This window comes from Enterococcus sp. CR-Ec1 (genome assembly GCF_002850555.1).
In the GTDB taxonomy this organism is placed as follows: Bacteria; Bacillota; Bacilli; order Lactobacillales; family Enterococcaceae; genus Enterococcus_D; species Enterococcus_D entomosocium.
Genome location: NZ_CP025223.1, coordinates 1,991,447 through 2,012,448 on the forward strand (window position 1 = coordinate 1,991,447; position 21,002 = coordinate 2,012,448).

At 41.8% G+C, this 21,002-nt stretch carries 18 protein-coding genes; 5 read left to right on the plus strand and 13 right to left on the minus strand.

Features of this window, described 5'->3' with window-relative positions; translation table 11 throughout:
* Positions 1 to 206 precede the first annotated feature (206 nt).
* The gene (locus CXM95_RS09595) at positions 207 to 1,673 is read right to left on the minus strand and encodes an alpha-amylase (RefSeq protein ID WP_101699063.1); all 1,467 of its coding nucleotides are present in this window, start codon (positions 1,671 to 1,673) and stop codon (positions 207 to 209) included.
* 205 nt (positions 1,674 to 1,878) lie between these two features.
* On the opposite strand from CXM95_RS09595, the gene CXM95_RS09600 reads away from it, so the two are divergent.
* The 3 genes from CXM95_RS09600 to CXM95_RS09610 are packed head-to-tail and all read left to right on the plus strand — an operon-like array spanning position 1,879 to position 5,487.
* A complete protein-coding gene (locus CXM95_RS09600) occupies positions 1,879 to 2,634 on the plus strand; it encodes a DeoR/GlpR family DNA-binding transcription regulator (RefSeq protein ID WP_061054220.1) in 756 nt (251 codons plus the stop codon).
* A complete protein-coding gene (pfkB, locus tag CXM95_RS09605; RefSeq protein WP_008380122.1) occupies positions 2,631 to 3,548 on the plus strand; it encodes a 1-phosphofructokinase in 918 nt (305 codons plus the stop codon). Before CXM95_RS09600 ends, pfkB begins: the two co-directional genes overlap by 4 nt.
* A gap of 13 nt (positions 3,549 to 3,561) precedes the next feature.
* Complete coding sequence (locus CXM95_RS09610; protein WP_101699064.1) at positions 3,562 to 5,487, plus strand: PTS fructose transporter subunit IIABC; 1,926 nt, start codon at positions 3,562 to 3,564, stop codon at positions 5,485 to 5,487.
* Between the two features lie 42 nt (positions 5,488 to 5,529).
* Here the strand turns inward: CXM95_RS09610 and CXM95_RS09615 are convergent, their stop codons facing one another.
* A complete protein-coding gene (locus CXM95_RS09615) occupies positions 5,530 to 6,861 on the minus strand; it encodes a hypothetical protein (protein ID WP_101699065.1) in 1,332 nt (443 codons plus the stop codon).
* Positions 6,862 to 6,991: 130 nt separating this feature from the next.
* Here CXM95_RS09615 and CXM95_RS18845 point away from each other — a divergent pair, with 130 nt between their 5' ends.
* Positions 6,992 to 7,168: an SPJ_0845 family protein gene (locus CXM95_RS18845; protein ID WP_005235717.1), complete on the plus strand. Its 177-nt coding sequence runs from the start codon at positions 6,992 to 6,994 to the stop codon at positions 7,166 to 7,168.
* 111 nt (positions 7,169 to 7,279) lie between these two features.
* Here the strand turns inward: CXM95_RS18845 and CXM95_RS09620 are convergent, their stop codons facing one another.
* The 8 genes from CXM95_RS09620 to CXM95_RS09655 all read right to left on the minus strand — a co-directional run bounded on the left by CXM95_RS09620 (position 7,280) and on the right by CXM95_RS09655 (position 15,033).
* Positions 7,280 to 8,161, minus strand: a complete 882-nt coding sequence (locus tag CXM95_RS09620; protein WP_005235716.1) for a helix-turn-helix transcriptional regulator — start codon at positions 8,159 to 8,161, stop codon at positions 7,280 to 7,282.
* 170 nt (positions 8,162 to 8,331) lie between these two features.
* The gene (yihA, locus tag CXM95_RS09625) at positions 8,332 to 8,916 is read right to left on the minus strand and encodes a ribosome biogenesis GTP-binding protein YihA/YsxC (RefSeq protein WP_008382206.1); all 585 of its coding nucleotides are present in this window, start codon (positions 8,914 to 8,916) and stop codon (positions 8,332 to 8,334) included.
* Positions 8,917 to 8,986: 70 nt separating this feature from the next.
* Positions 8,987 to 10,231: an ATP-dependent Clp protease ATP-binding subunit ClpX gene (gene clpX / locus CXM95_RS09630; RefSeq protein ID WP_005235713.1), complete on the minus strand. Its 1,245-nt coding sequence runs from the start codon at positions 10,229 to 10,231 to the stop codon at positions 8,987 to 8,989.
* A 226-nt stretch (positions 10,232 to 10,457) separates the two neighbouring features.
* A complete protein-coding gene (tig, locus tag CXM95_RS09635; RefSeq protein ID WP_005235710.1) occupies positions 10,458 to 11,741 on the minus strand; it encodes a trigger factor in 1,284 nt (427 codons plus the stop codon).
* Positions 11,742 to 11,860: 119 nt separating this feature from the next.
* Complete coding sequence (locus tag CXM95_RS09640; protein WP_101699066.1) at positions 11,861 to 12,808, minus strand: hypothetical protein; 948 nt, start codon at positions 12,806 to 12,808, stop codon at positions 11,861 to 11,863.
* A 37-nt stretch (positions 12,809 to 12,845) separates the two neighbouring features.
* Positions 12,846 to 13,676 (minus strand): RDD family protein, encoded by an 831-nt coding sequence (locus CXM95_RS09645; RefSeq protein WP_008382204.1) that lies wholly within the window; start codon positions 13,674 to 13,676, stop codon positions 12,846 to 12,848.
* Between the two features lie 2 nt (positions 13,677 to 13,678).
* A complete protein-coding gene (gene sppA / locus CXM95_RS09650) occupies positions 13,679 to 14,710 on the minus strand; it encodes a signal peptide peptidase SppA (RefSeq protein WP_061054226.1) in 1,032 nt (343 codons plus the stop codon).
* A 32-nt stretch (positions 14,711 to 14,742) separates the two neighbouring features.
* Positions 14,743 to 15,033: a hypothetical protein gene (locus CXM95_RS09655; protein ID WP_005235701.1), complete on the minus strand. Its 291-nt coding sequence runs from the start codon at positions 15,031 to 15,033 to the stop codon at positions 14,743 to 14,745.
* Positions 15,034 to 15,478: 445 nt separating this feature from the next.
* On the opposite strand from CXM95_RS09655, the gene glmS reads away from it, so the two are divergent.
* Complete coding sequence (glmS, locus tag CXM95_RS09660) at positions 15,479 to 17,290, plus strand: glutamine--fructose-6-phosphate transaminase (isomerizing) (protein WP_008382201.1); 1,812 nt, start codon at positions 15,479 to 15,481, stop codon at positions 17,288 to 17,290.
* A 289-nt stretch (positions 17,291 to 17,579) separates the two neighbouring features.
* Here glmS and glmM read toward each other — a convergent pair whose 3' ends face one another.
* From glmM to cdaA, 3 genes are read right to left on the minus strand one after another with little or no spacing between them, the layout of a single operon-like run.
* The gene (gene glmM, locus CXM95_RS09665; RefSeq protein WP_008382200.1) at positions 17,580 to 18,935 is read right to left on the minus strand and encodes a phosphoglucosamine mutase; all 1,356 of its coding nucleotides are present in this window, start codon (positions 18,933 to 18,935) and stop codon (positions 17,580 to 17,582) included.
* Positions 18,936 to 18,974: 39 nt separating this feature from the next.
* Positions 18,975 to 20,066: a CdaR family protein gene (locus CXM95_RS09670; RefSeq protein ID WP_101699067.1), complete on the minus strand. Its 1,092-nt coding sequence runs from the start codon at positions 20,064 to 20,066 to the stop codon at positions 18,975 to 18,977.
* Positions 20,063 to 20,944 carry a diadenylate cyclase CdaA gene (gene cdaA, locus CXM95_RS09675; RefSeq protein ID WP_005235688.1) on the minus strand — a complete coding sequence of 294 codons (882 nt, stop codon included), beginning with the start codon at positions 20,942 to 20,944 and terminating at the stop codon, positions 20,063 to 20,065. Before cdaA ends, CXM95_RS09670 begins: the two co-directional genes overlap by 4 nt.
* Positions 20,945 to 21,002 lie beyond the last annotated feature (58 nt).

Consider the following 21,002-nt stretch of genomic DNA (forward strand, 5'->3'; position numbering starts at 1 on the left):
ACATCCTTTCTTTCTCAATCTTCTCAATTATAGCATTATCCGTGAATGGGGAAAACCGAACGCTTTGAAAACTTTTAATTAAAAGCGCTTTGATTTTAGTACTCACGATACCATCAGTTTTGAAAGAAAAAAGTCAGTCCGTTGTTTGTTTACATAATAAAAAGGCTGTAAACTTACCAGCCTCTTATTATGACTATTGAAAGAGATCAGCTAAAGTATTTCTCTACTAGCTTTTCATTCACATAGATTGACACTTGGCCATCATTTACCGGGAAAAGTCCTTTTCCGGTATCATCTAAAACAACTTTCGCTTCATTATTTCTCAATATATCTACGAATGTCTCTCCACCATGGATCGCGCTGATGGTCATTTCTTTTTCCGCACCTTGAGCATTGGTCATCACGACCGCCAATCCAGAAAGTTCGTGTTCATAATCCCCCGTTAATACCCAACCAATACAATTAGAATCATCAAAATAGTCCACTTGATTACCAAATGCAAGCTTCTCTCGAAGTTTTAACATATGGATCAAAGCATCACCAACAGGAGCGATTTCTTGCGCTGGGATTCCGAATAAGTCACCCCAGAAAACAACCGGTACACCCGCTTTTCGTAAAAGGATCAATGAATAAGCATGGACTTTAAACCAACCGTCTATCCAAGATTGTAAACTTTGTCCGACTTGCGTATCATGATTGTCTACAAAAGTCACGGCATAATCTTCGCGCGCGGCAGTCAGTGTACCGGCAAAAATTTGACTCATATCATATTCGCCATTCGAGTGAGATGCTTCATATAAATTATAGTGCAAAGGCACATCGAATAAATAAATCAGATTTCCTGAAGAATCTAAATACTCTTCTAATTTTGGCAGATCCCCTGACCAATATTCTCCGACAACAAATAGTGGTTTGCCTTTTTCTTCCCGACGATTCAAGATCCAATCTGCGTAATAGTTGAACTCAATGTGTTTCACCGCATCTAAGCGATAGCCATCAACACCGGTCAACTCTTGGTACCATTGCCCCCATTTATTGAGCTGTTCCACCGTTTCAGGATTTTCCATGTCCAGATCACAACCCATTAAATAGTCGTAATTACCCATTTCATCATCCACTTGGTTTTCCCAGCCCTTATCAGCGAAGTTAAAAATCCCGTGGTCTTTATTGCGATCATCATAATCGACACCAGAAAAATTATGCCAGGTCCAGACATAGTCATTGTAAGTTCCTTTACGTCCTGGGAAAGTGAATTTAGTCCAAGCTTCGATCTCTTCTTCATCACTGATCGGTTCATTGCGGTTTTCGGTATTGTATTTAACCGCCGGAACGACCTCCTTTTCATCGGCGCCGATCAAGTGATTAAAGACGATATCGGCATAAACCTCAACTCCTTGTTCTTGTAGTGCTTTGATGGCTTCCAAATACTCATCCTTGGTTCCATATTTTGTTGGCACCGACCCCTTTTGATCGAATTCGCCTAGATCATAATAATCATAGACACCATACCCAACGTCTTCGGACCCAGCTGTCCCTTTATAGGCAGGCGGCAGCCAAATTGCGGTAAATCCATACTCTTTGATTTCTTTACTCATTTCTTTCAATTTGTTCCAGTGCTGGCTATCTGCCGGCAGGTCCCATTCGAACCCTTGTAAAATGACTTTGTTATTCATTTATTTATCCCCCCTTAATTCAATTAAGCCAAATAATAGTAAAAATTGTCAAATATAAGGACAGCAATCTCAGGAAAATGAAGGTTACCATGACCGTTTGTGACCGATTTCTATTATTCACGCTTTCATTTTGAATGTTTTTTACTGTTTATGATTGATTTTGAATGAATCATATGTTACTATGGCAGGTGAAGAGGTGATGTAAATGCTTACAGAGGAGCGGCATCAAGCGATTTTGGCACGATTGGATCAAGAGGAGATCGTCAAAGTCAGTGAACTGATCCAACTGCTGGATGCTTCAGAGTCAACGATCCGCAGAGATCTCCAAGAACTGGAAGATAAAGGGTTTCTAGTTAGAATTCACGGCGGGGCCAAAAAAAGCCAGCAATTAGGTTTTGAACCCAACATGTCTGAAAAAAAAGCGAAATTTCAAACGGAAAAACAAAAAATTGCTCGCGCAGCCGCACAAACGATCAAAAATGGTGAAGTCATTTATCTAGACGCAGGAACAACGACCCTTGAAATGATTCCTTTCTTATCGTCCATCACAGCGCTGAAAGTTGTCACGAACTCCGTCAAGCACGCTTCCCTACTGATTGATCACGGGATCGACACCATGATTTTAGGGGGAACCATTAAGATAGCTACGAACGCTGTTTTAGGAATCAATGCCGGTGAACAGTTGCGTAAATTGCGCTTTAACCGCTGTTTTATGGGCATGAACGGTGCTCATTCGGAAGCTGGTTTCACCACACCCGATCCTGAAGAAGCCCTGATCAAGCAGATTGCACTAGAGCACAGTCAACAAGCCTATGTCTTGCTAGACCATTCCAAGTTTCAGCAAACAACTTTTGCTCAAGTTGCTTTTATTGAAGGTGCAACGATCATCACCGATTATTGCCCAAAAAACTATTTAGCGAAATTCAGAGCAAAAACAACCATTATGGAGGTAATACAATGATTTACACAGTAACACTCAATCCATCGATCGACTTTATCGTCCACGTCGATCATTTGGAGATCGGTGCCCTTAATCGAATGAAACAAGACTTTAAACTACCTGGTGGCAAAGGAATCAATGTCTCACGTATTTTGAAGCGAATTGGCATCTCCTCGACTGCCCTTGGTTTTGTTGGCGGATTTACTGGTCGTTTTATTGAAGAGTGGCTGACCAAAGAGGAAATCAACAGCAATTTTACGCAAGTCGCTGCCGATACCCGGATCAATATCAAATTAAAATCCGGCGAAGAAACAGAAATCAACGGCCTTGGTCCAGTCATTCAAGAGCAAGAAATCGCTGAATTGAAACACCAATTAGCCGCTCTTTCTGCCGAAGACATCGTCATCCTATCAGGAAGTAAACCAGCTGGTCTTCCAGCCGACTTTTATAAAGAATTGATCAAAATCGTTAAAGAAGCTGGTGCAGAATTTGTCATTGATACGACTGGTGCGGAACTATTTGATGCCTTATCCGATCAGCCTTTGCTGATCAAACCAAATAATCATGAATTAGCGGAACTTTATGAGACTTCTTTTTCAACGATCGAAGATATCTTGCCTTATGGCCAAAGAATGCTAAAGGATGGCGCTAAAAATGTCATCGTCTCTCTAGGTGGTGATGGTGCCCTGCTCTTTACTGGCAATGAGATCTATCGCTCCAATGTGTTGAAACGACCTTTGAAAAATTCAGTTGGCGCTGGAGATTCCATGATTGCTGGATTCATTGGGCGTTACGCAAAGACCAAAGATGTGGTTGAAGCATTCAAATGGGGGGTCGCTTGTGGCAGTGCCACTGCGTTCTCAGATGATTTAGCTGAGGCGTCATTTATCGAAGAATTACTACCGGAAGTCATTATTGAACAAGTGAATCTATAGGAGGATGGAAAAAATGAAAATCAATGAGTTGATGCTGAAAGATGCCATGATCATGGACTTGCAAGCAACAGACAAAAAAGGTGCCATTGATGAAATGGTAGCAAAATTATATGCTGTCGGACGGATTTCAGATGTCGAAATCTACAAAGAAGGAATTCTTGCTCGAGAAGCCCAAACCTCAACAGGGTTAGGTGACGGCATCGCAATGCCCCATGCCAAAAACAGTGCAGTCAAAGAAGCGACGGTTTTATTCGCAAAGAGTAAAACGGGTGTCGACTATGAGGCGTTAGATGGACAACCAACGTACCTCTTCTTTATGATCGCAGCACCAGAAGGAGCAAATGATACTCATTTACAAGCGTTAGCAGCTCTATCTCGCTTATTGATCGATCCAGATTTCGTTGCTAAACTAAAAACAGCGACAACTGCTGATCAAGTACAACAACTTTTCTCAGAAGCTGAGGCACAGCAAGAAGCCGATGCTTTAGCAGAAGAAGCGGCAAACCAAGAAGCAGCACCTGCTAGCGAACGTCCCTATATCGTCGCAGTTACAGCTTGCCCGACAGGGATCGCCCACACCTACATGGCAGAAGATGCTTTGAAAAAGAAAGCCAAAGAGCTTGGTGTTGACATCAAAGTCGAAACAAATGGTTCAGAAGGAATCAAAAATCGTTTAACAGAAGCTGATATCGCCCGAGCTGCTGGTGTGATCGTAGCTGCCGATAAAAAAGTTGAAATGGATCGCTTTGACGGTAAACATTTAGTAAACCGTCCTGTGAGCGATGGTATCCGTAAGACCGAGCAATTAATCAATGAAGCAATGAGCGGAACTGCTCCTGTTTTTCACGGTAGCGGCCAAGCTTCTGATAAAGAGGACGCTTCAGCTGATGGTTCAGTCGGTCAACGAATCTATAAAGATTTGATGAATGGTGTTTCTCACATGTTACCATTTGTTATTGCCGGTGGAATCATGATCGCTATTTCCTTCATGGTGGACCAGTTCATGGGTGTCCCTCAAGATGCCTTGAGTCAATTAGGAAACTACAACCAAGCAGCTTCTTGGTTCAATCAAATCGGTAGCGCGGCATTTGGTTTTATGCTACCTGTCTTAGCTGGTTTCATCGCTTCAAGTATCAGTGACCGACCTGGATTGATCGTCGGTTTCGCAGCAGGTGCCCTAGCAAATACGGGTGGTGCTGGATTCTTAGGAGCATTGATTGGCGGTTTCTTAGCTGGTTATGTCATCAAGTTCTTGCGTTCATTATTCAAAGGTTTACCAAAATCATTAGAAGGAATCAAAACGATCCTCTTCTACCCTGTTTTCGGCCTATTGATCACTGGCTTCTTGATGTTACTGATCAACGTGCCAATGAAAGCCATCAATGACGGTTTGAATAGCTTCTTGACTGGCTTAAGTGGTACCAACGCCGCTTTACTTGGTGCTTTGTTAGCAGCAATGATGGCAGCCGATCTAGGTGGTCCAATCAACAAAGCCGCTTATGTTTTCGGTACTGCAACATTGGCAACGACCGTTGCTGAAGGTGGTAGCGTCGTGATGGCATCTGTAATGGCGGGCGGAATGGTTCCTCCATTGGCAATCTTTGTCGCAACGTTATTGTTTAAAAATAAATTCACCAAAGACCAAAAAGAAGCTGGTTTAACAAACATCGTCATGGGGCTATCCTTCGTCACAGAAGGTGCGATCCCATTTGCAGCAGCAGATCCATTGCGGGCGATCCCAAGCTTTATCGTTGGTTCTGCACTGACTGGTGCGCTTGTCGGTGCCTTTGATATCCAATTAATGGCACCACATGGTGGGATCTTCGTTGTTCTATTATTATCTAAACCAATTTTGTTCTTGCTATTCATCTTAATCGGTGCGATCGTTTCTGGCGTTGTATTCGGTTTGTTGAAAAAAGCGCCTGAACAAGCTGCCTAATTGAAAAGACCCGCAAGATCCTCGTGATCTTGCGGGTCTTTTTCATTCTTGATTGGTAAAGAGCTGCTGTTCGAATAGCTTTTGGGTATTCATAAAATACACTCGTAGTTTTTTCCCATCCTTCTTTAGGTTAACCCACGTATATTTGCGCGTGCGGTGCAAATAGCCAAAATGAACATCCGGCATCGCTGCTTTCAATCCGTCTATCGGCAGCTCCTTCAAGGCTGTTTCTGGTAAATAAAATTGTAAGCAAGCTGTGTAGTCTTTAAAGCGATCCTCTGAGTAATCAATTTCGAGGTGATTCCGAATATAAAAGGCATATGCCTCGACCCCATCATCTACAGTCAATTCCGGTTTTAATACAATATAATCCATCATGCGCAACCGATCTTGGTCGATCCAAGGAAAATACGCTTGTGCATTCAAGTAACCTTTCACCCGTCGCTCCTGGTACTCTTCGTTCACCAAATCGAAGCTTCGAGTGACGAAATGTGTCGCGTTACGCTTAGTCGTCGGCTGCAGCCGATCATTTTGGTACTGGATGGTTTGGATCAATTGGTCGCCAAAGGCGTACTCAATATATGGTTCCCTCAAAATACCGACGCCATTATCCCATGTCAATTGATCGATCCCGGTTTGATCGCGAAACAAACGCTGGTATGAAAGATTCAACTCGTGATCCCACTGAAACGGATCGCGATACAATTCCACCATCACGATTCCCTGATCTCTAACTTGGACCTGCTCGACTTGTTGCGCATCCGTAATGATCACCTGAGGAATAATACGAGCATAGAATACCGAAAAGTACATTCGCCAACAAGAGGTCAGTGTGTAGCCATTGTAAAAAACATCGTACCCAGCAAATTGATTGCAATCAATAACGATCTCTTGTTCAAAATTTTTCCGCTTCGGTAACGCGTTGATTTCAGCAATCGATTGAAAATTTTGTCTTTTCTCGATTCGCTCGACGTTATGCATCAGGTACTCATCATATGAACGCAAATAGCCAAACATTCCATCTCTTTGCATCGTTTCATCGAAGTAACTTAAAATCACTGTTTTCTGTGTGGAAAATACGTCTTTCGTAAACAGGTGCCGTTGTAAAACAGCCTCTTGAATGATATGGATACTGGACTCATTTTGGCCGTCCGTCACAATCAATTCAGTATTGATTTCTTCAGGGGCGCTATGCAGCAGTTGACTGACCTCATCAAAATCATAAGGTTTCTTTTCTTGCTGATTGTAATAGTATTCCGTCGGCTGATAGCTAAGACGAACCAAAGCGAACCAATTTTCAATCAACAAACGCAACTGTGATGCTTCCATTTGTGTCGATTGTAGAAAGCCGTAAATTTTTTCAGTTTTGATCATCGCTATCCCTCTTTTCTATCCCCTTTCTTTAATTATAGTAAAGGGAGAAACGATTGAACACTATTTCGCTTTTTTTTGGTGAAATCTACGACCGTTCGTGGTAAACTAAAGGCGCTTGGAGGTGAACCTTATGGGCTTAAAATTCCAACGAGAAGACTCGCTAGATAAAATGTTTGATGATTTTGCCTTTCTTCCCGATAACGATAAGGACAATAAAAAGCAACAAAACGATATTGAACGTTTCTTAAAAAACGAACCTGATGATGAGAATAAAAAACAACCAAAAGATAGTAAGAAAGCAGACTAATAAAAAAGGCAAAGGACGCTTCCGTCCCTTGCCTTTTTACTTATGCGAATAGAAAATGAGCCACTGAGTCTACTTAAATGCAGCAATCAGAATTGGCATCTAATGGTTTCCTTATAGCTCTTCATACATCATGCTTTGACGTAAGCGCACCAAGCCAATGGTCAACAAGCAGAGAATAAGGAAGACGGCTGCTAAGATCGTCATCACGAAGATCACCACAAAAATCGGTGAATTTGTAAAATGAATCATTGGTTCAAAGATAGTGGTCTTGATCAAGTCAGGGATCTCCGAAGCTAAGAGTTGTTGAATGGCTTGGTTAAAATCCTCTGTGGTTGAATTTGATGGCAAAACAGCCATAAAACTCCCCACGCCGTAATTGGCAACCCCAATCCACGCAATTGCGACATTTGCTAAAGCGAGCCAGCCAATGCCAAGATTACCGACAACAATCGAGCCGACAGCAAGATTGCCAATCCCAACTAAAAAGCCAAAACAGAGGTTCCCTATTGCAATAACACCGGTGCTGACTGTCCCAATCCCCAGCATTCCGAAGGACAATAAGCCAATCGATAAAAAACCTAAACTGACAATTCCCAAAGCAATAACCCCTTTGGCTTTGACACCAAGACTAAACCAGCCGCTGGCAGTTGGTACCTCTTTCATCAGAACAAAAAACTCTCGAACGCTCGTCACTTGATTCAGTAATAAGAATAAATTGGGAATCAAAATGTGCATTAACGGAAGCCGTAGAACCCTCCGTTCACTTTTGTATTCATAATAGTAGGTTTCTTTCTTTTCTTTTAATAGCTCTTCCACTGGAGTGCCTAATAAATCGGCGAGACGAACCAATGTCTCGATGTCTGGCAACCCATTTCCTCGTTCCCATTTTGAAATGGCCTTATCAGAAACAAATAACCTCGCAGCTAATTCCTTCTGGGTTAAGTTATGTCTTGATCGATAGTCTTTTAATTTTTTACTTAATGTTTCATGCATTCGACCACACCTCCTTGTTACAAGTTTAACAAATATTAAGGAGATTTTCGCTGAAATTGGGCAAATTTGGCACTCTACGCTCCGTAGAATAGCCTAAATCCCCAATTTTTACTTTTAAAAAGCAAAAAAACGAAGGGAGCGACTTGCTCGCTTCGTTTCTTTATTCAAAATTATTTGATTGCTGCTTCGATGGCTTTCCATGCTTCTTCTTTTCCTTGTTTGGTAATGGAAGAAAAAAGAATGAACGTATCAGCTGGATCAAAGGACAACGCTTTTTTGATCATACTTTCATGCTTATTCCATTTCCCACGAGGGATTTTGTCTGCTTTGGTGGCAACAACGATCACAGGGATCTCATAATACTTTAAAAATTCATACATTTGAACATCTTCTTGGGAAGGTGCATGGCGCAAATCTACCAAAGATACTACTGCTCGCAGCTGCTCTCTTTGTTCGAGGTACGTTTCAATCATTTTTCCCCATTTTGCTCGCTCGGTTTTTGATACTTTTGCATAGCCATAGCCAGGGACATCGACAAAATGCAGCGTATTTTCAATCAAATAAAAATTCAATGTTTGGGTTTTCCCCGGTTTTGACGAGGTTCGGGCTAAGTTTTTACGGTTAATCAATGTATTGATAAAGGAAGATTTACCGACATTGGAGCGCCCTGCTAAGGCAATCTCCGGTAAGGGTGTATCTGGGTATTGTGCTGGTGAAACAGCACTAATGACGATCTCAGCTTCATGTACTTTCATTGGATCGCTCCTTTTCATTTTTTTCAAAAAGAAAGCCGGATAGCAATGAAACTATCCGACTTGGTCTCGATTAGACTGCTTTTTTTGTCTCTTCATTGTAAATGATTTTTGGTTCGCCAAGTCCTTTCGCAGCTTCTTCCGTAATAGTGACTTTTTGAATCGACTCATCAGAAGGAACATTGAACATGACTTCCATCATGATATTTTCGATGATCGAACGTAATCCACGAGCACCGGTGTTTCGCTCAATTGCTTGCGCAGCAATCGCACGTAAAGCCTCTGGCTCAAATTCGAGTTCTGTGTCATCTAATGCCATCAATTTTTGATATTGTTTGACAAGGGCATTTTTTGGTTCAGTCAAAATATGCACTAAATCATCTACCGTCAATTTCTCTAAAGCAGCCATCACTGGCAAACGGCCGATAAATTCAGGGATCAAACCGAATTTAAGCAAATCTTCAGGAATGATCTGTTGCATCACGCTCTCGCCTTCTTCAAGACGTTTGTTGTTTGTACCAAACCCAATGGTTTTTTCACCTAAGCGGTTTTTAACAATTGTTTCGATCCCGTCAAACGCCCCACCAACGATAAAGAGAATATTGGTCGTATCGATTTGGATCATCTCTTGATGCGGATGTTTCCGTCCCCCTTGAGGCGGCACACTAGCAGTGGTTCCTTCTAGGATTTTCAGCAAAGCTTGCTGAACACCTTCACCGGAGACATCACGAGTAATCGATACATTTTCACTCTTACGGGCGATTTTATCGATCTCATCAATATAGATAATCCCTTTTTCAGCCATTTCTACATTATAATCAGCAGCTTGTAAAAGCTTCAAAAGAATATTTTCCACATCTTCACCGACATAGCCGGCTTCTGTTAAACTGGTTGCATCAGCGATTGCAAAAGGCACATTCAGTGAACGTGCTAGCGTTTGTGCCAAAAATGTTTTACCTGAACCTGTTGGCCCGATCAAGCAAATATTGCTTTTCTGTAACTCCACATCTTCAGCTGTCGTTTCTACATTGACGCGTTTATAGTGATTATAAACCGCTACAGCCAATGTTCGTTTGGCACGATCTTGTCCAATCACATATTCATTGAGGACATTCAATAGTTCTTGCGGTTTCGGCACTTCGGTAAACTCCCGAACTGCTTCTTCGTAAAACTCTTCATCAATGATTTCTTTGCACAAATCAATGCACTCATTACAGATATAGACCCCAGGCCCTGCAACGATCTTTTTCACCTCTTCTTGCGTTTTTCCGCAAAAAGAACAACGAACAGCTTCATTACCGTTTGTATTATCGTACATACTGTTCACCCCTTGAAAATTTTCCAACCTATTTAAAGGAGTGGAATTTGGTTTACTAACTTTGCAGTCTTAAACAATCATATCATAACTTTTTTGAAAGAAAAAGTCATTTTTACTTTGCCTAACGTTTTCTTATCATTTGTTAGTAATTCCGAAATATCCCCTATTTACTCCCATGAAAAAACGGCCAACACCACTAGATGTTCGCCGTTTTTAAGAGTTTTGACTACGCTTCTTTTGCAGTGCCTGTTACAAGTTCAACTGCTTTTTTCATTGTAATATCGTGTTTCAACATGTCTTCTGTTAAGACGCGTTTGATTTGATCCACTGGCATATTGTAAGCTTCAGAAAGTTCTTTGATTTCTTTTTCGATATCTTCTTCTGTTGCTTCCAAACCTTCTTCTTTAGCGATTGCTTCAATGACAAGGTTTGTTTTCACGCGTGTTTCTGCTTCGCCTTCAAATTGTGTGTGAAGATCTGCTTCAGTTGAACCAGTTAATTGATAATACATTTCAGGTGAGATTCCTTGACGTTGCATATTGTTCAAGAACTCATCCATTGAACGGTGTACTTCATCATGTACCATTGAATGTGGTAATTCAACGATTTCTGCGTTTTCAACTGCTTGACGGATCGCAGCTTCATCTTTTGCATCTTCTGCTGCTTTTTCTTTTGTTTCAGTCAATTCAGCACGATATTTTTCTTTTAATTCCGCTAATGATTCAACGCTGTCATCAACGTCTTTTGCGAATTCATCATCTAATTCAGGAAGTTCTTTTGCTTTTACTTCGTGAACCGTTACTTTGAAGACTGCTTCTTTACCAGCTAAATCTTCTGCTTGATAATCTTCTGGGAAAGTCACGGTAACGTCTTTGCTATCGCCAGCTTTTGTTCCTACTAATTGTTCTTCAAAACCAGGGATGAATGAGTTTGAGCCAAGTTCAAGTGAGTAGTTTTCACCTTTGCCGCCTTCAAATGTTTCTTCTCCTAAGAAGCCTTCAAAGTCGATAACGACTGTGTCGCCATTTTCAGCTGCTTCGTCTTCTTTGATAACTAATTCAGCTTGTGCTTCTTGTTCGCGTTTGATGCGTGCATCAACGTCTTCTTCTGTTACTTCACGGTCTTGTTTTTCAACAGTTAAATCTTTGTAATCACCAAGTTTTACTTCAGGTTTTACAGTAACTTCTGCTTTGATTACCCAGTCTTGACCTTTTTCCATGCTGTCAACGTCGATTTTTGGTTGCGAAACAGGATCGATCCCTGCTTCTTTTACAGCAGCTTCATAAGCTTCTGGAAGAACAGCGTTCAATGCATCTTCATACAACGCTTCTTCGCCGTACATACGGTTAAATACTTGGCGTGAAACTTTCCCTTTACGGAAGCCAGGTACGTTAAGATTGCCTTTCACTTTATTGAATGCAGTCGTCAAGCCTTTTTGGATTTCCGCTTGAGCGATCGTAAATGTCAAAACACCATCATTGGTGCCTGTTTTTTCCCATTTTGCAGTCATTTATTTCCCTCCGAATATTAATTGATTTACATATGAAATAGCTTCATGCATACCTTTAAATAGTACACTAACGTTGTTTAATTGTAAACATTTTACCATGAAAGTTGCGAATTTTTCTTTCAGCGAATGCTCAAACGTAGGATATTGCGCAAGTGTCGTTTGCGTTCTTCTATTTCATTGTCTGCTTTTGGCTGTTCTTTTTCTTCAAATAACCCGCGATAATCTTCAATGTAGCTTGCCACCCATGCGTTTGCCTCTTCTTTTGCCGGTAAAAACGGGTAACTTATCGCTAAATGATCATCGATTTCTGCTGAGACACTTTCCGCTAAAATCGGGTCCTCTTGGGCGATCGTTTCTTCGATCGCTTTATGGATCGCTTTAACAGCGTCATCCTCCTGTAAAAGTTTCAATTCTTTCGGAACGATTTGCTGCATATTCCCAAGGTAATCGATTAGGTCAAAAGGTTCGTCCACTTCAAGACGCACGAGCTCATCCACTAATTTAGGTAGCAAATACGGATTTTTGATGGAAGCCAACGTGTCATGCATCAGCGAGATAAATTGTGATTTGGTAATTGCTTGGGTAAAAACGTGCCACTCTGTTGCACTCACCGGTTGATTGGCTTCATCTAATGCGCGTAAATGCTTGCGTTTCCCATGAAAATCTTCCAATCCTAAAATTTGTTGTACTTCTTCTACTTTAGCTAGTTCACTAGCCAACTGTTCCTGATAGCGTTTTGGAATTTTTGTTTTCTGACCTAATGTAAGCCAGCGCCGAGTTTTTAAGTATTGACCATCCAAGATCAGCAGATGACCAATTTGTAAAAAACCATCAGTTTGTTTCAAATAATCATCTAGATAGTCTTCCGCAAGATCTAACGCTTTGGCAAAATCATTCAGCTGTTGCAAGCATTCCACGAGCCATTGATTGATCTCAAAACTGGCGTTTTTTTGATAAAGTTCATTGTACAAACGAAAAGCCTGCAAAAACTCTTTTGACTGGTAGGCTTTTTCTGCCGCCAGACGAAGCCGCTCATTTGGTCCCGGGAAATCAATCGTCTCACCCATTCACGACCCCTCCTTTACTAATTGCTTGATCTGCTAGTTAGTTTTGTGCACCAATCATTACGTGATTGGCATCCACCTGTTTATTAAAGGCCTTGATCAAATTGATGGTTACCACACTTGTTTCTGCAAAATAATCCGCAGCCTGCTGCTTATTTTTATTAAAGACGATTGGTAAATAACCGAGATAAAAGAAAACATTGAATTGCAGCACATAGCGCCCGCAAAGTTCGCGAATCAAGACCGTTTGCCAACTGAGTTCTTCTTCTACAAAAGAAATAACGCGGATGCCAAAGAGCATTTTCCCAATTGTTTGGCCATGATTCAGCTTCGTCATCAGAACAAAATAGCCCAGATAGATCGCTAAGGCACAGATGTTGTAAAGACCAAACCGCTGATTGGTTGCCGTTAGATTCGCTAGATTATAGATACTGCCGATCGTCATTTGCGTGATTGCCCGGATCACTAGAAGATCCACTAAAAAAGCAAACAAACGAATCCAAAAACCGGCAAAAAAGTAGCTAGGAAAGTCATTAAAGAACCGTTTGTCTTCGGTCTGTTTTTCAGGTTCTTCAAAATGCTGCCACGCTTTTTGTCTTTCTTCGATCTCACTTTGGTTATACTCTTCTTCTTGAAAAGACGTCAAGACTTGTTGATAAAAATCATCGGGATGGTTTACTTGTGCGTTCTTCATCGCTTTGCTGGCGTTTACTGGTTCGGCTGTTTCTGAAACCTGCGCTTCAGTTCGCACATCCGTATGACCGGTTGACGGTGTGGAGGTTTCGCGCTGTTCCCTTTGATCGATTGTTGTACTTGTGTGACTGTCATCCGTTGACGATGTGCCAGTGGAATACTTGTTTTTATCTGTCATAGTTATTCACCTCCATAATAATAAAGAGGTTTAGGGGCATCGCTTGTTCCTAAGCTTTCCATCAATTGGATCACTCGTTCTGTATTTGATTCTTTTAGTCCTTGCAGTTCGGCTAAACTTGAACCTAACCAAGTAGAAGCAAATCCAGTAGATGAAACGTCATAGCTGAAAATCTCTGCATCTTCCAAGCCTAGATCTGCTTGCATTGCTGCTAATGTATCTTCAGGAAAACCGATTTCATCCACTAAGCCAACAGACACCGCTTGCTGACCATCATAGATGCGGCCATCAGCGATCTTTCTAACGGCTTCTTCTGTCATGCCGCGTCCTTCAGCCACAATTTTAACGAACCGACCATAAGCATTGTCGACATAGGTCTGCAAGACTTCTTTATCGGCTTCTGTTGGCTCTCTCGTTGCTGAACCTACATCTTTTAGTGCACCACTTTTATACGTATTGTCTTCGATCCCTAGCTTTTCGAATAAGCCGGCATAGTTGAGCCCCGACATGATCACTCCGATCGAACCGGTAATCGTTTCATCCGTTGCGAAAATTTTATCAGCACCTGCCGAAATATAATAACCGCCACTGGCTGCCATGTTTTTCATACTGACATACATCGGAATCCCTAACTCTTTGATTTTTGCTAATTCACGAGCAATCTCGGCACTTTCATAGACGCCGCCTCCTGGGGTATTGACTTCCATCAAGATGCCCCCAATAGTTGGATCGTCTTGGATCATCCGTAGTTCTTCTAAAAATCGCTGATGATCATAAGATTCTGTTGTGAATAAGCCGCCACTGGAGCTGCTGGCGATCGTTCCTTCTAAAGATAAGCGAACAATGCGATTGTCTTGATCTCCGGCAACTAACGTTGTCTCCTCGATCGCATTACTTCCGTAGAACAAAGCATTTAACCCTTGCAGCGTTTGAGTTTCCTCTTGCTCTGGACGATTTGTGATTACTGAAAAAACCCCCGAGCAGATAAATAACCCTGCTGCGATCGCCGCTGCGATCCATCTTCTTTTATTCATTTTCCCACCTAACTTTTCACCTTTCCCATAATTTAGTATAGATTTTTGATGACGATCACTGCTTCTTCGTCTCCAACCGCATCAAATTTCTCGCTTTTTTCAGCTAAGACGTAGCCGCCAAAAAATTCCTTTGTTAGTTCATCCTGGACTTTGAATGTTTGCGCGGTTTCCACGGTGACTGATCCGGGTAAAATTTCTTGCAAGCTGTCCCAGCCCGTATCCAACATGACCTTTGTTTCATCTGTGACATTAGGATCTTTTTCTATCGCAGCTACTATTTTCTTTAGCTCTGAAAAAGTCATACAATTTACAAATTCTGGCATTTCATTCCCTCACTTTCTTACTTTTTTATTGTAGCGAACTTAAAAAAAAAAGCATAGCTTTATGAGGAAATTTCTTGGGAATCTTATTCGACAAAGCTATGTCAGCTGTTTTGATTCCCTTTAGACTGGTTCAAATCAACCTTACCAATAACTATACCAATTATTTTCATATAACTTACAGTTGACAGAAACAGGAATAAATATTATGATATTGCTTGTATTTCTATAAAATATCTCACAAGGAGGATAGATAGACCAATATGGATAGCGCCTGATCTGGAAACAGATGACGAGGAAAGAGTTTATCGAAACATTCGGCGGATGACTCTAGGGACTGCACTCTACAGGCAAGAACAAATCTCATCGTAAGATGATGACAAAGACTTGCTGCGCAGATAGAAATACATAATGCCAAACTAAATTTTTTGAAAGTAGGATTATCATTATGTGTGGAATTGTAGGAATCGTAGGAAAATCAAATGCAGAACGAATTATTTTAAACGGATTGGAACGCTTAGAGTATCGGGGCTATGACTCAGCAGGCCTTTATGTCGCTGATCGGACTTCGGATCATTTAGTGAAAGCCCAAGGAAGAATCAAAAACTTGGAAGAAAAAGTGACTTCTGAAGTAACAGGAACGATCGGTATCGGACATACCCGTTGGGCGACCCATGGCAAGCCATCAGAAATGAATGCTCATCCTCACACTTCGGCAAACCAAGCACTCGTTTTGGTTCATAATGGTGTGATCGAAAACTTTGAAGAGCTTCATCAAGAATATTTAAGCAACCACCAGTTTGAAGGTCAAACAGATACCGAAATCGTTGTTCATTTGATTGAAGTGTTGAAAGAGCAAGACAACAGCACGACCAAAGCGGCCTTTAAAAAAGCTTTGTCCTTGATTCGCGGCTCTTATGCCTTTGCTTTAGTAGAAAAAAAAGATCCAGAAACCATTTATGTTGCTAAAAATAAAAGTCCCTTATTGATCGGTTTGGGAGATGGATTTAATGTCATTTGCAGCGATGCCTTAGCAATGCTCGATCAAACGACTCATTTTGTTGAGATCGAAGATGGCGAAATGGTGACCGTAACAGCCGATGCGATCGAAATCGAAGATCCAAAAGGAAACCTTGTGTACCGTGAATCTTATGAAGCACAACTAGATCTGACTGACATCGAAAAAGGAACGTACCCTTACTACATGTTAAAAGAAATCGATGATCAACCAACCGTGATGCGCCGCTTGATCCAAGAATATCAAGGAGAATCCGGTGAAGTAGTAATCGATCCAGCGTTAAAAAACGAACTTTTAGCTAGCGATCGAATCTACATCATCGCATGTGGTACCAGTAATCATGCTGGTTGGGCAGCAAAATCCATTTTAGAAAAGCTAACACAGATCCCTGTTGAGGTTCACTTATCTAGTGAGTTTGGCTACAACATGCCATTGTTGTCAGCAAAACCCTTCTTCTTGTTCTTATCACAAAGTGGTGAAACGGCAGATAGCCGTCAAGTATTAGTGACGATCAATCAGTTAGGTCTTCCTAGTCTCACGATTACCAATGTTGCTGGTTCTACTCTTTCTCGAGAAGCGAACCATACCTTATTGCTTCATGCTGGTCCAGAAATCGCCGTTGCCTCTACAAAAGCATATACCGGACAGATCGCTGTCATGACCTTATTAGCAAAAGCCATTGGTGATGAAAAAGCTGTCCCTGAAGCATTGGATTTTGACGTGTTCCATGAACTAAGCATCGTTGCTTCTGCAATGGAGGCTTTAGTGGATGAAAAAGCTGTTATCAGTCAATTTGCTGAAGATTTTCTTTCCGAAACCCGTAATGCATTTTACATTGGTCGTGGGAATGATTACTATGTATCAATGGAAGCGGCATTGAAATTAAAAGAAATTTCTTATATCCAAGCGGAAGGCTTTGCGGCTGGTGAATTAAAACACGGCACCATCGCGTTGATCGAAGAAGGTACACCAGTGATCGGTGTGATCACGGAAGAAGTGACTGGCTCTCATACGCGGGGCAATTTGAAAGAAGTCGAATCTCGTGGGGCTCACACCCTTGTGATCGTTAGTCAAGAGTTAGCAAAAGCGACTGATCAAATCATTTTGCCAAATGTTCATCCATTGGTAACCAGCTTAGTGGCAGTCGTTCCAACACAGCTGCTGGCTTACTTTGCCACTTTACAACGCGGATTCGATGTTGATAAACCAAGAAACTTAGCAAAATCCGTTACCGTTGAATAGTTTTTTAAAAAACTGAAACCGAATTGGTTATCTTCTGTTTAATAAAAAGAACTCCTCGTTCGATGACTCGATCGTTCATAGGGGTTCTTTTTTCTTGTTTTCTGCACAACAAATCCGAAAAGACTTTTAAAAGCAACTATACTTCGCAAGGCTTGCCCACGGCGTGTTCCCTTTTAAGCGTTGTCGACAAATTCGTTGACAAGTTTCTCTAGTTCGCAAGTTGGCTTCTTGCTGGTAAGTAGACAAAAAAGACGACCAAAGAATATTTTTGATCGTCTTACTTCTTCATTTATTCCGCACCGATTTCTTCTCGAACGACCGCTGCGATTTTTTCAACATAGTAATCGACTTTTTCAATGGTTGGTGCTTCTGCCATCACCCGAAGCAATGGTTCTGTTCCTGAAGGACGAACCAAGATACGGCCTTCGCCGTTCATTTCTGCTTCTGTCTCTTCCACGATTTTACGGATAGCTGGAACATCCATCGCACCATTTTTATCTGTCACTCGAATGTTGACAAGTTTTTGTGGATAGATCGTTACCTCTCCTGCTAATTCCGACAGTTTCTTGCCCGTTTGTTTCATGATATTCAATAGTTGAATTCCTGATAGTAAACCGTCACCTGTCGTATTGAAATCCAAGAAAATCATATGCCCTGATTGCTCGCCACCGAAATTATAATCGTTTTTACGCATTTCTTCTACGACATAACGGTCACCGACTTGTGTGATCACATCTTTCAGACCAATTGCTTCCACTGCTTTGTGGAACCCTAAATTGCTCATGACTGTTGTAACGATCGTTCCTTGGTTCAAGCGTTTTTGTTCTGCTAAATATTTTGCACAGATATACATGATCTTATCGCCATCAACGATATTTCCTAGTTCATCAACTGCGATGACCCGATCGCCATCTCCATCAAATGCAAGACCAGCATCGGCCCCTTTTTCAACGACGAATTCGGCTAATGTTTCGGGGTGAGTCGAACCAACACCATCATTGATGTTCAACCCATCTGGGGAAGTTCCCATTGTGAAGAATTCTGTTTCTAGATCGGCAAACAAACGATTAACGCTTGTAGCTGTTGCGCCATTTGCTGCATCGACACAAACCGTGATCCCTTCTAAATCGTCAGGAATCGTTTGACGTAGAAATTGAGAGTATTTCAATAACCCTTCTGGGAACTCATCCACCGTTCCTAAGCCATCGGCAGAAGGTCGAGGAAGTGTATCTTCCGGCGCATCAAGCAATGCTTCAATTTCAGCTTCTTGTTCATCGACTAATTTAAAGCCATCATTTCCGAAGAACTTGATCCCATTGTCTTGTGCAGGATTGTGAGAGGCAGAGATCATCACACCTGCGCTTGCTTTTTGTACTTTCGTCAAGTATGCCACTCCTGGTGTGGAAATAACGCCTAATTGAAATACCTCGATCCCAACGGATAACAAACCAGCAATCAATGCGCTTTCTAGCATTTGTCCAGAAATTCGTGTGTCTCGCCCAACCAATACGCGAGGACGACGGTCCCCGGTTTCATGTTGACTTAGTACATAGCCGCCGTAACGCCCCAATTTAAATGCTAACTCAGGTGTCAATTCCTTGTTAGCTTCTCCTCTAACACCATCAGTACCAAAATATTTTCCCATTTTAATAACCTCTCTTATTCATTCTCTACAGTCAAACGACTAAGAACTACTTGTCGTCGTGCTGCTTGCGGAATTCTCTGTTTGTTCGTTCGTCGTGTCGTCTGTTGAAGAGTTGTCTTGAGAATTCTCACTATTCACTGCTTCATTGCTATCATTGTTTGATTGATTCTCCGTAGTAGCTTCTGCAACCGGTGTAATTTGGATCGTCACGACCGTTGGATTGATTGTTGTCCCCTCAGGCACTGGAATGGTTACTGTCCGTTCCGTCGTTGTCGTGATCTCACTAACGTCCACCGGCACACCGATCTGTTGGGTTTCATCCAAGATACTTTGTGGTCCTGTCAGAACGGCACTGATACTGCTCATGCGATAAATGTAATGGGAGATCCCGTCTGGAGTTGTCCCTTGTTGTGTAACAAACAATTCAATTTCTTTGCTTGGAGCCTCCATCACCAATGCAACATCTACCGAATCAGGATCCGCGATGATCGCTAATGGATTGTTGTCGCTATCCCAGGCTCCGATGGTTCCATTGACAGTGATCGAATCCCCAGTGATATCATCTGGATTTACGATTGCTACCACTCGGTCGATTTCAGCTAATGTTTGATCGCCAGTTGTGATTTCTACTTTCTGCGGATCGACACTCATTGAATCGACGCCGTAACCACTCGTTGCTCCGTCAGTGGAGATGACGGGTTCAACGGTAAACGTTTGGGTCACTTTTTTCTCGATCGTCACAGTGACTGTTTTTGGTTCGATTTCAGCTGTGACGCTTGAACTAAGATTTTTTACTTCTAAAGGGACCTCATGGGTTCCTTCATCGAGCCCAGTCAAATCAGCTACGACTCGAAAGCTCCGTGTTTCCTCACTACGTTCTGCATTCAATTGTACACGATTTCGACTAGATAAAGTCACATCCACTGTTGTTTCAAATCCTTGGATGAAGTATTCATCCGTGTCGTAGGTGGTCTGAATCGGTACATTTTCGATCTCTTCCTCATAAGGATTTGATGTTCCCGCAAGATTGACTTGCAGACTTGATCCGCTGGCGATGAAAAACAAAACCAGACTAAAGAACAGCGCTAGTATACCATAAAATACGTTTTGACGACGCTCTTTCTTGATCATTTTCTTCCTCCTTTGTTGACCCCTTCAAAGAAAGATTGCAGCAAGTTGCGTTTGCCAGGTTTTTCTTCCGGAACTAATTCGCGATTCAACACGTCGAGATACTCTTGGCGAGAAAGTTCAGTCAACATGCGATTATTTAGCGTAATACTAACGTCGCCGGTTTCTTCTGAGACGATAATGGTCAATGCGTCACTGACTTCTGATATCCCAACAGCTGCTCTATGACGTGTCCCGAATTCTTTCGGAATCAGTGGACTTTCTGACAATGGCAAGTAGGCACTAGCAACAGCGATCTTATCATCTCTTAAAATGACTGCACCATCATGCAGCGGTGTATTAGGAATAAAAATATTGATCAGTAGTTCGCCCGTCACATCCGCATCTAAGGGAATCCCAGTTTCGATGTATTCTTCTAAACCAGTCGTCCGCTCGATCGTGATCAATGCACCGATCTTTCGTTTTGCCATATATTGAACAGCTTTGTCCAGTGCTTGGACCAAAACTTCATCCCGCCGTTTTTCGTTTTTAGAAGTCTTGAAGAAAGAGCTGCGTCCAAGATGCTCTAGCCCCCGTCGAATTTCTGGTTGGAAAATAACAATTGCGGCGATCACCCCATAAGTAATGACTTGATCCATCAACCAAGATAGCGTCTTTAATCCTACGATACCAGCCAAAAACCTTAGAACAATGAACAGTCCGACTCCTTTGAACAACTGGATCGCTTTTGTCCCTCGCACAAGCTGGATAAGCTTATAAACCAAGTACCAAACAACGATCACATCTAAAACATTTACTAAAAAAGACCAAGAAAATATATCAAATGAGAGCAATTCTCTCCAATAATCTAAATTAAAAAAATCCCTGAAATTTATCAACATAAACAGCCTTCCTTTATTCTTAAGACTTCAGATAATAGTATAACATAGGACCTCTTCA